This window comes from Pseudomaricurvus hydrocarbonicus (assembly GCF_011602365.1).
Classification (GTDB): Bacteria; Pseudomonadota; Gammaproteobacteria; order Pseudomonadales; family Cellvibrionaceae; genus Pseudomaricurvus; species Pseudomaricurvus hydrocarbonicus.
The window spans coordinates 202,121-216,625 of record NZ_JAAONZ010000005.1; the positions used below are offsets into that span (position 1 = coordinate 202,121).

Sequence of the window (14,505 nt, forward strand, 5' to 3'; positions counted from 1 at the left end):
ATTAAAAATAAAAAGCTCTCATTGTTTTGAGGAAGAGCCGTTTCTCTCGAAGACAAAAAGAGGTGCTGTTGGATGAATCCATTACCTGGCTAATTGATTGTTAAGCCACCTATCCCACTGTCTCGGGATGGATGTAAAGTAATTGCCTGATAATTTACGGCGAGCCTCTTCAGGTTCGGCGCAGGCGAAGTATTGTTTAAAGAATATCAGCAGGTGGGTCATTCTCAACTTTGAGAAGTGACGCCCTCAAAAATAGTACTGAGAACTACAGTGAAACACCTCTGGATGTGAGGGCTAATCCCATTGCTTTTGGGACTCGTTCAAATGAAAAAAAATAATAGCATTATGCGCGAACGATCGAGAAACGCTGCTTCCGTAAACCCTGGTGTTTACCGTAGCAGCTTTGAATAGTGGGAGTGCTTATTGAGGCGTAACTCAGTGAGCGCAAGGCAAAACCTGAAACGGAGGTGCATATTATGTGCCTGAAACGATTTATAACGTGTATGTGTTTTGTGTTGGCATTTGCGGTGGTGGGTACACCCACCTACGCGGTGCATGACGCGGGCGTGTTTGAACTGGATACGCGGGCAGGTGTCGATGGTGATCAGGATAAGAAAAATGACCCGATTCCAGCGATTGTCGGCGATGGTAATACGGCGGATGACGCTGCCGCGGGTGAAGACTGGGAGAACGTCTATATTGATTGGAACGGCGGAGCTGCTTCCAGTGCCTTTGCGATCTCTTTTATCGAAGATACTTTTGCCAACGGTAATATCGATAATGGCGCGCAAGCCTTTGTCATCGCCAGGACCCCGGAAGACAGTTTCTTCACCGGCGGTGGATCCAAAGACACTAATGGTATACAGGACGGTCCGTGGCAGTACAAGGTCGAGAGTGACCAGGTGCCCGACAAAAATGATATCGTCAACGCCTTTGCGGCCGCTTACAGCGATCCCAATGATGGGCACACCATTCTCTACTTCGGGATGGATACCTATTCGGTGAACGGTGATTCCAATGCGGGCTTCTGGTTTTTCCGCAATGATGTCACTCGTGCTCCTCTGGAACCGGGAGCAAATACCGGTAGCTTTATAGGTGAGCATGCTGACGGTGATATTTTTGTGGCAGTTGCCTATACCGAAGGTGGTACTGTGGGTGATATCGATGTCTACGAGTGGATCGGTGACGATGCCACCGGTTCGCTGGTATTGCAGTTCTCCAGTCAGGGATGTGAAACCGGTGGGGCCGATGTGGATGGCGATGGTGACGACGATGTCTGTGGTGTGATTAACAAGTTGTTACCGGACCAGACTTTTGGTGAAGATCCACTTTACGACTACGCCAATACCCTGGTTGCGAACAACCCACTGGCTGCCACCAGCTATCAGCACGAATCTGCGGCTTTTGTTGAATTTGGCCTGGATTTGAATGCGGTGCTGGGTGAAGACATCGGCTGTTTCAGTACTTTTATGGCTGAGTCCCGTTCTTCACAGTCCGAAACGGCGCAATTGAAGGATTTCGCTTTGGGATCTTTCGATCTGTGTGGTCTGGCAGTAACCAAACAGTGTGAAGCAGAGCTCAATGCTGCGGGCACTGCGGCGGATGTCACCTTCTCCGGTACCACTACCAACAGCGGTGCGGTCATGATGACCACCACTCTGTCAGACAATGCCTCCGGCAGTGTGTTCGACAAGGTGTGTATCGATACCTCCGGTGATGGTTTGTGTCTGGCGGCGGATGGGGAGGCTGTCCCAGGTAACTTGACTGGACTGAATACTCAAACCGTGTCGTTTGATCACAACTCCGGTGAAACGATTGCCTATGAAGGGCATTACACTGCATTGCCACCGTTTGTGGATGATCTGACCGGTGGCGGAGCCGGTTTCGACTTTACCGATACCGTGACCGCCAGCGGCGTGTTTGGCTCCGATACAGTAGGTCCAGAGACCGCCACCGCCATCTGTAGTGCTGTTGGAACGGCGGATATTCAGGTCACGAAAAGCTGTACCAACGCCGCGATCACTGGTGGCAATACCTTCGTGGCGGATATCTCAGGTACGGTCTCCAATACCGGGAATGTGAAGCTGGATAATGTCAGCTTTATGGACGTGACTGACTCGGGTGCGGCCGCGGGTGCTTACACCGTTCTGCGGGCTGACTTGAGTGCGTTCCCAACCGATGGATCGGGCTCACTGGCCCCCGGGGAAGTGTTGACCTTCTCGGCCGCAGTCTCCAGTACTACTCAGACGGACCATGCCAACACCATTACCTGGAGTGGAGAAAACACCTTCGACGCCAGTGATGTGGCAACGGATTCTGCCAGTGCTCCGAGTGGCGCAGAGGTCTGTTCTGTGAATCCGATTCCCAATATTCTGATCACGAAGGACTGTGCGCCTGCGGGTGTGGATCTCGGGTTCAACAGCAGCGGCACCCTCACGATTTTTGTCAATACGGCAATACAGTTAACCAACAACGGTACTGATGAAAATCTGGTGAATGTGTCCGTGGGTGATCCAGAAGGTGGACTGGTGTACAGCAGCGGTGTTCCCAGTTTCACCTGTAACGCTGACGGTACCTCCTGTGCAGCGGATGGTCCGATGGCACCTGGGGCAATGGTGAACTTCACCCAGCAATACAACCCGGACACCACCGGTGTGGATATCCTGGGGAATCTGGATGAGCCGGATACTGTGAGCTTTTACAATAAAGCCAGCACTTCTGGTACCGGTTCCCTCAGTGGTATCCCGGTCGGTGATATGGATGACACTGATTGTCCTCTTTGCCAGTAAGCGGTCAATCAGTGATCAAGATGCAGTAAAAAACGCGATAGCTATTCAATCGCAACTTATACCAGGGCAGCCTCAAGCTGCCCTTTTTTTAATCACAGGTTTTAATCACGAGTTTTAATCACGAGTTTTAATCGCACCCAGGTTTATTTTTTACCGCCTTTATTGCCGCCGCTTCCCTTACCGCCAGGGCCAGTTTCCGAACTGGCGGCTTCAACCAAAACCGTTACCTGTGCCGAGGATTGCTGTTCGCCGTCACTGATCTGGTAGCCAAAAGTGGTGGAGCCGGTGAACTTGCGTGGCGGAGTATAGAGCAGCGTACCGTCACTGTTGAGGCTCACCGAGCCATCGTTGGGCTGAGAGACTGCGACCACGGTCAGGGGGTCACCATCGGCATCATGGTCGTTGTTGAGGGCGGCGATGTTCAACGGCGTTTTTTCCACGGTGCTTGCACTATCGTCCACCGCCACTGGGGCGCTGTTCGTGTCGGGTTCTGCCGGGGAGGTGAGGGTAAAAGAGGCCGAGTCCGTGGCCGACGCACCACTGACACTCTGAATCGCACTGGATTCAATCACATAGGCGCCCTCGAGAGCATTGCTGGCTGCGGTGACGGTCAGGTTGGTGCTGCCAGTGGCGCCGGGTTCCAGAGTCAAAATGGAGCTGCTGAGCAGTTGAGTCCAGCCAGTGGGGACGGTGGCCTGCAGATCAAACTGGGCGCTGGCACAATCGCTGGAATCGGCATTGGTGACGGACAGTTGATACTGCAGGGAGTCTCCGGCAAACGCTGCGCTTTCGGTCGTCGGGATCAACGCCACGTCGGGGATGGCTCGGGTGCAGTCTGGCTGGGTTGCAGCGAATTCCACAGAGATCTGTACGCTTTGGCTGTCGGCGTACAGGGTGCTGATGGTAACGCCGGATAGCGGATCGGTATAACTCTGTCCCACTTCCAGAGCCGCGTCAAAGAAATCCCACACGGGGTCCGAGTTTGGAGTCATATCCAGTAAATTAGAACTGTTGGTACTGCTTTCCGAGCCAAGCCGCACAATGATACCGTTGAGGAGGTTGGCCTGGTTATAGCCAAATTCATCAAAGATCAGGCCGTCAAAGCCATTGCCCTGACGGTATTCGATATAGAACCAGCTGCGCTCACCGGTGGCCGGATCTGTGTCGCGCAATACCTTTAATACCTTGGCCTGTCCACCGGACGCAATGGCATAGGGCTCCAGTTGGTAGGTGCCGGACTGCTCGGCAATGGCGATATCCAGTGTGTTCAGCCACCCCAGTTGTTCCTTGTGAAAGCCGTTGTAGTGGGCCATGCGTGCGCCCATGTTGTCCAGTGAGTCGCCGTATTCTCGGTTCAGGCAGTCGCTTGACCAGGCCTGTGCGTCACACTCGAGGGCGTGGGCGTGTTTCAAGCCGAGAGTGTGCCCTATTTCGTGGGTTGCGTTATGAATATCCAGGGTGCCGTTCAGTAAAACCCGCGACGGAGTCCCCCCCAGGGAGGCGAGTCCGGACCAGCCGCAGGTATCGCGACGGGGGTGAACGTAGACCACCCGAGCATAGCTGTTGGGGTCGATGCCGTCTGCCAGTGCTGCCTGGTCGGCGAGTTCCATCAGCAGCTCGCTGTCGCACACGTCGACGCTGGTGGCTATGTTATACCAGCCATACGCATTGCCGCTCAGAGATGTCTGGCCGAATGAGTTCTCATAAAGAAAGTCGCTGGAGGAACCATGAACAACGTCCGCGGCTTCTTGAGGAGTAAAAGGTTGGCTGCTGTCGTCGGAGAAGTTCACCATCAGGATCAGCGTCTGCTGATCACCGGTGGTCTGTGTGACTGCGGCACTGGTGCTGGTGGATGTGGTAGTGCTGCCGTTGGCTTCATAGGCGAGGTAGCTTTCGTCTTCACTGTCGAGCTGCAAACCCTGGATGATGACTTGATCGCCGTACCGGAGTTCTGACCGACTTCCGGCGGCCAACAACTGGATGCGTTCTCCGGCTGGTGTGATCAGAGTTTGTCTGAGACGGTGAGAGCCGTCCTCAAAATCTTCGTAAAAAACCTCAGTGGTGCCCGCCAGTTCGACCTGTCGGCCCTGGCCGCGACTCAGTAGTTCGGCCACACGTTGTTTTTGAGCATTAGGAGAATTGGAAAAGTGCTGGATCAACGTTTCACGCACGGATTGAGCGTCGGCATGACTCTGTGTGTCAAAGGTGGGCTCGCCAGCCAAAACCTGAGTGGTCGCCAGTAGCGACAGCATAGACAAAATAGATCTTTTCAAATACATCAAATATACCAATAAGTAATAACTGGGAGATCTTCCAGGCCAGTTGGGGGGATAAAGTTTCTCGGAACTGCGAGACGACAGGCTTGTTATTATTTTATTGCTTAAGTGCCGGTCTTTTTAATCGTTTAATGGTCTAAGTGTACAGAATACGAGCGCTGCGAGGTTTGCGGTCGTTAACATTTTTTGAGCGCTAAAACGAGTAAGTCGGGGTTTTGTGATTCAATTCCGATCTATTGGAGGCGGCCTATATTCTTAAATTATATTGGCGATTATTTTTTAACCACATGTGAGGGGGGGCTGGCTGCTTCTCGTGACGGCTGTCCTTGGGTCCTGAGTTTCCGGTTATCGCTCTGTTGATCGGGTGATGTTATGAAACACGCCAGGGTTTGGCGTGGGAAAGAGGCATGTGAGTCCGCGTCCGATGGATGGGGCGTTCTTTTGGATGGGCCCGAGCGGTAAACGTTGATTAGTGGCTATAGTTAATGGAAACAACCGTTAATAGAAACAATAAATAGAACTGGTTGCTGCAAGCCGACAGCGGCAAAAGCTTGTTCGAACAACGGCTGGAAGCATTTGGTAAAAGAAAAGGTCGTAACCGTTAGCGGTAATCAGAATCCTGGTCGCGATCAAGAGGTCAGTAAGCCACCGGTTGATGATGCTTCGCTCGCAAGGTTGCAGATGGAGATGAAAGTGCCTGACGCTATGTTGTCTCATACCGAGCCAATGCCTGCTCCCAGTTTGAATCAGGGGCTGGCGAGCTATTTGGTGAATAAGGGGATTCTCAGTCGAGCTGATCTTGAAGGTGCCCTGCGTGTATTGGGGGACGACTCGGACGGCCAGCCACTGGCCGACACCTTGCGCCGGCTCAATATGGTGTCTGAACCGGTCATGGCCGAGGCCATCGCCGATATGCTGAAGCGGCCATTGGCGCAATCGCGTCACTACCCACTGCAGGCGATAGCGGCGGACAAGCTGCCCCCCCGATTTTTGCACGAGTACTGCATCATTCCCCTGAAAGAGACTCGCGGACAAATACTGCTGGCCATGCAGAACCCAGCGGATGATTATCCTGCCAAAGCCGTTGAGCTGGCGTTGGGGAGACGGGTGCGTCGTTGCACCGGAGTCCCCTCCGAGATTCAGCGGGCAATAGAAAGGCTGTATGAGCAAAAGCAAGCCGATGACGTCGATGCAGCCGCGTCAGGGAAAAACGAACTGTGCGCCGAGGACGTAGAGCAGCTGCGGGATATGGCCAGTGAAGCGCCGGTGATACGTCTGGTGAGTCAGATGTTTCAGTACGCCCTGGATCAACGCGCCTCGGACATTCACATTGAGCCCGGTGAAACCAGCTTGAAAATCCGCTACCGGGTCGATGGCGTGTTGCGGGAATACGACCCGCAGCCGGCGGATATAGCCGCAGCCGTTATCTCCCGTGTCAAAATCATGGCGAAGCTGGACATCGCCGAGCGCCGTTTGCCCCAGGACGGTCGCATTAAGCTGCGGATGCAGGGGCACGACTTGGATATTCGTGTATCAACCATGCCCACCATCCACGGTGAAAGTGTGGTGATGCGAATGCTGCACCGCGAGAGCATCAGTCTGCAGTTTGAAACCCTGGGCTTTGGCCAGGAGTCTTGCGAGCGCCTGCAGTCTATTTTGCAGCAGCCGCACGGCATGTTGATTGTTACCGGGCCGACGGGCAGTGGTAAAACCACCACACTTTATACCGCCATTGGCACCGTCAACACCGATGAGAAAAAAGTGATTACTGTCGAAGATCCGGTTGAGTACCAGCTGGCGGGGATCAATCAGATTCAGGTAAAACCCGACATCGGCCTGACCTTTGCCAGCACACTGCGCTCCATTGTGCGTCAGGATCCCGACGTCATTCTGGTTGGCGAAATGCGTGATTTGGAGACCGCTCAAATTTGTGTTCAATCCGCGCTCACAGGACATCTGGTGCTATCTACCTTGCACACCAACGATGCCGCCAGCAGTGTTACGCGCCTGCTGGAAATGGGGGTTGAGGATTATTTGCTGATCTCGACGCTCAGCGCAGTGATTGGGCAACGTCTGGTGCGCAAACTCTGTGCCCATTGTCGGCAAGCGTATCGGCCATTGCCTGAGGTGATTGAAGAGCTCGGATTGGCGAGTCTGAATGTGGCCGGTGAAGCTATTCAATTGTACCGCGCCAAGGGTTGTGAAGCCTGTGATGGCAGCGGTTATCGAGGGCGTCTGGCCATCTTTGAGCTGCTGCAGATGAACGACGAAATACGCAAACTGGTCGTTCAGCGAGCCGGTTCCAGCGAAATCCAGCAGGCTGCCGTACGCACCGGTATGCGCACTATCTATCAGGACGGCTGCCGGAAAGCGATGCAGGGGTTAACCACGATTGAGGAAGTGGTGCGTGTGACGCGGGAGGCATGAACCAATGCCACTGTTCAGTTACAAAGCCATAACCAGCAGCGGTGAGAAGCGCGAGGGGGTGATGACAGCCACCGATCAGGCGGCGGTGATTGCCGAGCTTCGCGACACGGGCCTGATTCCCCTGGAGGCCAGGGAAGCGGTCATGGCCGTTTCTCCCCAACAGCGTTGGCTGCCGGTGCGCTCGGGCAAGTTGGGGCAGAAGCAGGTGATTCAGTTCGCCGGGGAGTTAGCCACTCTGCTGACGTCTGGTATCTCTCTTGACCGCGCTCTGAACATCATGAAAAAGCTCTCCAGTCATCCTCGCCTGAGTGCTTTGGCGGGAGAAATTCAGGAGTCGGTGCGTGGCGGCAATTCATTGTCGGCCGCACTCGAAGGCAAGCCACAGTTGTTTAACAGCTTTTTTGTCAGTCTGGTGAAGTCGGGGGAATTGTCGGGCAATCTGGGGGAGGGGCTCGCCCAGCTCGCCAGTTATCTGGAACGCAGTCGGGCGCTGCGCGAGCGAGTCACATCGGCCATGCTCTATCCGGCCATTCTGGTGGTGATGACAAGCCTGTCGCTGATACTGGTAATGGTGTATGTCGTGCCGCAGTTTGCCTCACTGTTCGATGACATGGGCGCGGCGCTGCCGCTGTCCACGAGTATTGTGCTTGGTGCGGCAGATTGGTTGCAAACTTATGGGGCTCTGGCGCTGTTGTTGCTAATCGGTGTTGGCGTTTATTTCCGAATTTGGTTGCGCCCAGCGGAAAACCGTCTGCGTTTTGATCGCTGGTGTTTGAGATTGCCTCTGCTGGGCTCCCTGTTGCAAAAAATTGATGTTGCCCGTTTCAGCCACAGTCTGGGAACTTTATTGAGCGGTGGGTTGCCGTTGTTGCAAGCGATGCCCATTGCCAGAGCCGTTATTGTCAATCAGGTGTTGGCTACAGCTGTGGCCACAGCGATGGAGAGTCTGCGCGAAGGTGAAGGCCTGGCGCAGCCACTGATCGCAACTGGTGTGTTTCCGGAGTTGGCTTTGCAACTGGTCAAAGTGGGTGAAGAAACCGGCCAGCTCGACAGCATGCTATTGCGCATTTCGACGGTCTATGAACGGGAAGTGGATACCGCGATTCAACGGCTGTTAACCGTGATTGAGCCACTGTTGATCGTTGGCCTGGGGGTAGTGATTGGCGGCATTATCGTGTCGATACTGGCTGCGATTATCAGTATTAATCAATTGCCTATGTAAGTGAAACTGGTGGCCCTTTGTGGGTGTACTCATGCAGATACGCCAATGGCGCAGGAGACGAACGGTGAAAAAACACAGCAGCAAGGCATTCTTTGTTAGACGGCGTAAAGGCTTCACGCTAATCGAACTGCTCGTGGTTCTGGTTATTCTCGGTCTGCTTGCCAGTCTGGTAGGCCCGCAAGTGATTAAACAACTGGGCAGCTCCAAAACCAAGACCGCTCACCTGCAGATCGAAGAGCTGTCCGCAGCCCTGGATCTCTTTCGGTTGGAAGTGGGACGCTATCCCACCAGTGAAGAGGGGCTGGAAGCTCTGATTTATAAACCCGCGGGCGCCAACAGCTGGAACGGCCCCTATTTAAAGAAAAAAGTGATTCGCAAAGACCCTTGGGGTCACGAGTATTTCTATGTGTCACCGGGAGAGCACAGCGATTTTGACCTTTATTCCCTGGGGGCGGATAACCGCGAGGGGGGTGATGGGGAAAACAGCGATATTCGCAGCTGGGAGTGACACCGTGACAGTCGCAAGTTCGTATCGAAAAGAGCTTGAGGCGGGTTTTACTCTGTTAGAACTACTGCTGGTGTTGACCATCATCATCCTCACCATTGGGGTGGTCGGGGTTAACTTCAGCTCTGCGGTTGAGCGCGCTCGGATGCAGAAAGCCGTGTGGGGCATGGTAGTGGTAATGCGCACTGCCCGGGTTCAGGCGGTGAAGCAGGGAAAGACAGTGGATTTTTCCCTCATTCGGGATGATCGACAGTACCAGCTTTCGACCGAGGAAGAACCGCATGTATGGCCCGAAGCCCTAAATCTGCAGCTAAAAGCAGGCGAGTGGGGGCCTTATGACGGTGCTTATGAGGCAATTTATTTTTACCCCGATGGTTCTTCCTCGGGCGGAGAATTATTTCTAACCTCGGGAAAGAATGCATGGTCGATATCCGTGGATTGGTTAACGGGACAGGTTGTGCTTAATGAGTCAAAATAAAAAAAATGCCCAGCGCTTGATTTCGCGGCGATTGGAATTAAGCGTCGCGCGCGGTTTTTCCCTGCTGGAGGTGTTGGTGGCCTTTGCGATACTCACGCTGACGCTGGCGGTGGTCATGCAAGTGTTCTCCCAGGTGGTTAGCAATACCGCGCGGGTGGAGTCACGGCGCCTGGCGTTGATGATGGCGGAGTCCCAATTGAATTATATGGTGGCTAACGACATGGAATCCGGGCGCTACCAGGGTGAGTTTGACAACGGTTATCGATGGCAGGCTGATGTTGAGGCAATGCGACCTCTGGATGATGAAGCCACCGATACGCCAGCTTGGGAAGAGGACATGCAGTTCTTGAGCCCTCATTTGATCCGGCTTGAGGTAAGTTGGGGCGAAGCGCGCCAGTTAACATTGCAGCGAGTCTACCTGCGCGAGCTTCCATGATGAGTTTGTTCCAGCGTCGGGATCATCGCGGATTTACCTTGCTGGAACTGCAGCTGGCGTTGGTGATTGTTGCGTTGATGGGGATGTTGTTGTTTGAGGTGTTGCAACTGGGAGCCCGCAGTTGGCGTTCGGTCACCGACCGAAGCCTGGAGGCGGAAAAGTTAGTCCAGGTGCAAAACTTTTTACGCAGACAGCTGCGCCTGATGCACAACAATCAACTGCGGGATGAAAATGGCAAGTTGCAAACCGCTTTCTACGGAGACCATCATCGGATCAGCTTTGTGGCGCCTCCCCCGGGGCCGCTTAAAGACGCATCGCTTTATTGGTGGACTCTGGTGACAACTTACGACGAAGAAACACAGCAATCTCAGCTGATGTTGGGGTACCAGCCCTATGAGCTAACGAGTAATGACGTCACTCAGGGCAATCTGATTCGCCCGGAAGATTGGAGCCGGATGTTTGACCGTGCCACGACCCGTTTCTTTCCGGGAGAGTTTGAATTTGAGTATTGGGATTCCCAGGAGGGTTGGCTGACGGAGTGGCAGCGGCAGCCAAACCTGCCGGTTATGGTGCGAGTTCAAACGGTGAACAACGACGAAAAGAACTTGAGCCACTGGCCGCTGTTGATGATTATCCCCTTACAGCGGGAGTTGGATTTCAGCGCAGGTGATGAGCGGTTCAGCAAGGAGTAAACGGTGTGAATGAGGGGCAGCAAGGCGGTCGACACCTGAGTGGCATGATTGTGATGATCTACGTGGCGCGGTTGTGACGACCAGCAGCGTGTGTACCGGCCGAGATTTTCCCCGCGATGTGTTTGCTCAGCGGCCCGTTCGTGGTTGTCAGGGCGTCGCTCTGGTGGGTGTCCTGTGGACAATGACGCTGTTGGCCGTCATTGCTTCGGGATTGACAATGGTAGGACGCAGCGACACACGCCTGGCGGCTGATCAAATTCAGAGTCGGCAGGCACTCTATGTGGCAGAGGGAGGGCTTCAACTGGCGCTACTTAACTTACTGAATCGGGATGCCAATGTGCGTTGGCTGGCGGATGGCGGTGTTCATCAACTGAATTTGGCGAACGCGACGGTTGAACTTTGGGTACAGGATGAGATGGGTAAAGTGAATCTTAACAGTGCTCCCTACGAATTGCTCGTTAAGTTGTTCACCGGGGCGGGCGTGATTGACGCCAAAGCCTCCGCGTTGGCTGATGCCATTCTCGACTGGCGAGATGCCGATGACTTGCGCCGGCTTAACGGGGCCGAAGAGCAGGAGTATCTCAATGCGGGAATTGGCTACAGTGTCAGAAACGCCCCGTTTGAGAGCGTGGAAGAGCTCCGCCAGGTATTGGGCATCGAACCTGACATTTATGATGCTCTGGAGCCTCTGTTGACAGTAGGCACACGACGCTCGGGGATTAATCCTGAAGTGGCACCCGTTGAAGTCTTACTAGCGGTCAGTAATGCCACAGAAAGTGAAGTGGCTCGCTATGTGGAAGATCGTCGTAAGAATCATGCCCTGGGATTGAAACCGCCACCACCGCCGGAGATTCCCCGGCAATTTCTGTCGCGCCTTAAGGGGATCAACTACACTATTTTAACAGTCGCCTCAATGGAATCCGGCGTCAAAGCCCAAATGTTGGCCTCAGTGGCTCTGGACCGCAATAACCGGCGCCGACCGGTGCGAGTGAGTCTGTGGCATCAGGTGCCGGTTGACGTGGAAAGGTTCGAACAAGATTCGTTGGGGGAGCGAAAGTTGTAGTCGTGGCGAGTAACCAGGTGCAGTAAAGCGCTGTTAAAAAAATAAGTGTGGGGTTGGGGCCCGGATTCGGAGCGAGGTAAGTAATGCCTGACGATCACTTTGCTCAGACTACTGGATCCAGCACTTTTTCACTGGATATATTGTTGCGCCAGCTGCAAACAGGATGGCAGTGGTGGTTGAGCCAGCTGCAACAGATGCTGCCTGCCAACGCTACAACCTGGTTTCACGCCAATCAACCACGATTGCTCATTGAATTTGAACGTGGGCAGCTGACCTGCCGGTTTCAGCGGACAGTGCAAGACAAGACAAAAGATTCCAGTTCCCTGAAAGCAGACCGTCAGATTTTTACATTGAATACTGACGAGGTTACAGCAGCGCAACTGGATGACATCAGGTCTAAACTCGCCGAAGCAGTGTCCGATAGCCGGACACATGGCATCACTAGCGTAGTGTGTTTGGCGGCAAATCAGGCGCTGGTGAAAACACTGAGATTGCCTCTTGCTACCGTGGATAATCTGCGTGATGTGTTGGGGTTTGAAATGGATCGTTTCACGCCTTTTAGGTCGGAGCAGGTTTATTACGATTACTGCATTACGTCAAGAGAGCCCGTCAAACAAACCCTTACCTTGCAATTAGCCGTTATTCCCAGAGCGACTCTGGCGCCGGTCTTTGCCGTTCTCGATCAGTTAAACCTGCATCCGGATCAAGTGGGATTGCGATGCAATTCCATTGAGCAGGTGGAATTTAACTTCATCACTGATCGATCGGAAAAAATGAAAAAAGACTCCAGGTACCGCTGGCGCCTCGCCGGTATAGCCATGTTGCTATTGTCGGCGATCATCGTCCTGCCGCTGTGGCACTTGCATCAATTGTCGGCCGATCTGCGGGCAGAGATAGACGGAGTCAAGCAAGAGGCTCTGGATGCCAGTGCGCTGTTACGGATTCAGCAGACATTGGAACAGCAGCTGCGCGATGTGATTACGATCAAGAATCAACAGGTGGCTATAGTGGATATTCTGCGGGAGCTGACAAGTATCGTGCCGATGGATACCTGGATTACTCGACTCGAGTTCAATCGCGATCAATTAAAACTGCACGGCGAATCTGGTAACGCCTCCAAATTGATAGAAATTCTCGATAATTCACCACTGTTTACCGACGTTAGCTTTTACTCCCCAGTCACGAGTAATCCCCGCACCGGTAAGCAGCGTTTTGTGATTACTGTCGCCGAAGTGAAAGTGACGCTGACCAGCACAGAGGGAGGGAGGGCCATCGAGTGAAGTGGGGTTCATTGACATTGCAAAGTGATCAACAGCAAAAGGCAATGGCGCTTGGCATTTTGCTGCTGTTGCTGATCTTGCTGTACAGCCTTGTCATCAGGCCGGTTTTTCACTATTACCAGACCGCCCTTGACGAAGCGGAAAGGCTGGAGTTTGAATTGGCTCGTTACCACAACATTTTAAATAATCGCAAAACCTACGAGGCGTTGTTGCAGCGTGATTTGGATCAGATATCACGCAGTGGTTATTTTGTCACGGGTGATAAGTCGAGTATTGCGGCTGCCAATTTGCGCACCTATCTTCGGGATGTTGTGGTTGGTGTCGGTGCCCAGCTTTCCAGTACCCAGGACCTCTCGGATCGGGAAGACGCAGAGATCCCTGACGTGGGACTGAAAGTCAATGTGACCGGTGATATTAACCAGTTGTCAAAAATCTTTCTGACGTTGGAGGCCGGTCAGCCTTTGCTGTATCTGGAGGAGGTTGAGATTATCGCCAACGCCCGCCGCCTGCGGCAGCCACAGCGAGGAAAATCCCAGCTGCAAGCCTCCCAGATACAAGCGCAAAACCCCGATGTGTTGAATGTGCGTTTTCATCTGATTGGTTTTTTGGAACCCGAAGGCGTGTGATGGTGAGGACTACCGGTGTGATGCTTTGGATATGTGTTTTATTGGCCGTTTTTCTGGGGGCAGAGGCTGTGTATTTTCTGCTGTTTTCCGACAGCTCTGAGCCTGTCAGTGAATCGCCTTCTGTTTTGACAGCCGATAAGAGTTTGCCACAGTTGGTGAAGATTTCCGAATCATCCTATGACGTGATTACCGCAGCTCCGTTGTTTGATCCGCTGCGAAAACCGGTTACGTCTTCAGCCGGCAAGGGCAACAGTCTGGTGGTCGGTGAATGGCGTTTAACCGGAGTGGTAAAAGCTGAGCAAAAAACCCGGGTTATGTTTCAGGCCCTGGATGGAACTCGCCTAGTGACTCTTGATGAGGGCATGTTTCTCGATGGATGGCGAATCACCAGCGTATCTGATGATCGGGTCACGCTGGATTCAGAGAACGACTCGCTGGAAATGGTATTGCCGGTCAACTTGAGTTCAGAAAACGATACTGGCCGGAGTGAACTTTTGTCGCCTAAAAAGAAAGCCGCATCGGCAAAAAAGAAAAATTCCGTGTCCGATAAGCAAAAAAAACAAGCAAACAGCGAAGTGGAAACGAATCGATCAAGCAGCAAGACGCTCAACGATGAACAGCGAGAGGCGAAAGCCAAGCGGGGAAAAAATGGCAATGAAGAGCCATAATCATGGTATAGCGAGAGCCTCGCAAACAACACATAATTGAGGT

General features: G+C 53.3%; 12 protein-coding genes. 11 read left to right on the plus strand and 1 reads right to left on the minus strand.

The window, feature by feature from the left end:
- The first annotated feature begins 476 nt into the window (after positions 1-476).
- Positions 477-2,789 carry a hypothetical protein gene (locus G8770_RS09465; RefSeq protein WP_167185286.1) on the plus strand — a complete coding sequence of 771 codons (2,313 nt, stop codon included), beginning with the start codon at positions 477-479 and terminating at the stop codon, positions 2,787-2,789.
- 143 nt (positions 2,790-2,932) lie between these two features.
- On the opposite strand, the gene G8770_RS09470 is transcribed toward G8770_RS09465, so the two are convergent.
- Positions 2,933-5,068: an Ig-like domain-containing protein gene (locus G8770_RS09470; protein ID WP_167185288.1), complete on the minus strand. Its 2,136-nt coding sequence runs from the start codon at positions 5,066-5,068 to the stop codon at positions 2,933-2,935.
- A gap of 573 nt (positions 5,069-5,641) precedes the next feature.
- On the opposite strand from G8770_RS09470, the gene gspE reads away from it, so the two are divergent.
- The 10 genes from gspE (at position 5,642) to G8770_RS09520 (ending at position 14,462) form a co-directional block, all read left to right on the plus strand.
- A complete protein-coding gene (gene gspE, locus G8770_RS09475; RefSeq protein WP_208022164.1) occupies positions 5,642-7,492 on the plus strand; it encodes a type II secretion system ATPase GspE in 1,851 nt (616 codons plus the stop codon).
- A gap of 4 nt (positions 7,493-7,496) precedes the next feature.
- Positions 7,497-8,714: a type II secretion system F family protein gene (locus G8770_RS09480; protein ID WP_167185291.1), complete on the plus strand. Its 1,218-nt coding sequence runs from the start codon at positions 7,497-7,499 to the stop codon at positions 8,712-8,714.
- Between the two features lie 64 nt (positions 8,715-8,778).
- Positions 8,779-9,222: a type II secretion system major pseudopilin GspG gene (gspG, locus tag G8770_RS09485; RefSeq protein ID WP_341771124.1), complete on the plus strand. Its 444-nt coding sequence runs from the start codon at positions 8,779-8,781 to the stop codon at positions 9,220-9,222.
- Between the two features lie 4 nt (positions 9,223-9,226).
- Positions 9,227-9,697, plus strand: a complete 471-nt coding sequence (locus G8770_RS09490; protein ID WP_167185297.1) for a GspH/FimT family pseudopilin — start codon at positions 9,227-9,229, stop codon at positions 9,695-9,697.
- On the plus strand, positions 9,684-10,133 hold the full coding sequence (gspI, locus tag G8770_RS09495) for a type II secretion system minor pseudopilin GspI (protein ID WP_167185299.1): 450 nt from the start codon (positions 9,684-9,686) through the stop codon (positions 10,131-10,133). Before G8770_RS09490 ends, gspI begins: the two co-directional genes overlap by 14 nt.
- Positions 10,130-10,825, plus strand: coding sequence for a prepilin-type N-terminal cleavage/methylation domain-containing protein (locus tag G8770_RS09500; protein WP_167185303.1), 696 nt, complete (start codon positions 10,130-10,132; stop codon positions 10,823-10,825). Before gspI ends, G8770_RS09500 begins: the two co-directional genes overlap by 4 nt.
- Positions 10,826-10,898: 73 nt before the next feature.
- The gene (locus G8770_RS09505; RefSeq protein ID WP_167185306.1) at positions 10,899-11,888 is read left to right on the plus strand and encodes a type II secretion system protein GspK; all 990 of its coding nucleotides are present in this window, start codon (positions 10,899-10,901) and stop codon (positions 11,886-11,888) included.
- An 83-nt stretch (positions 11,889-11,971) separates the two neighbouring features.
- Complete coding sequence (locus G8770_RS09510) at positions 11,972-13,168, plus strand: PilN domain-containing protein (RefSeq protein ID WP_167185309.1); 1,197 nt, start codon at positions 11,972-11,974, stop codon at positions 13,166-13,168.
- Positions 13,165-13,794, plus strand: coding sequence for a type II secretion system protein GspM (gene gspM / locus G8770_RS09515; RefSeq protein ID WP_167185312.1), 630 nt, complete (start codon positions 13,165-13,167; stop codon positions 13,792-13,794). The genes G8770_RS09510 and gspM overlap by 4 nt, the downstream gene beginning before the upstream one ends.
- A gap of 17 nt (positions 13,795-13,811) precedes the next feature.
- Complete coding sequence (locus G8770_RS09520) at positions 13,812-14,462, plus strand: hypothetical protein (RefSeq protein WP_167185315.1); 651 nt, start codon at positions 13,812-13,814, stop codon at positions 14,460-14,462.
- Positions 14,463-14,505 lie beyond the last annotated feature (43 nt).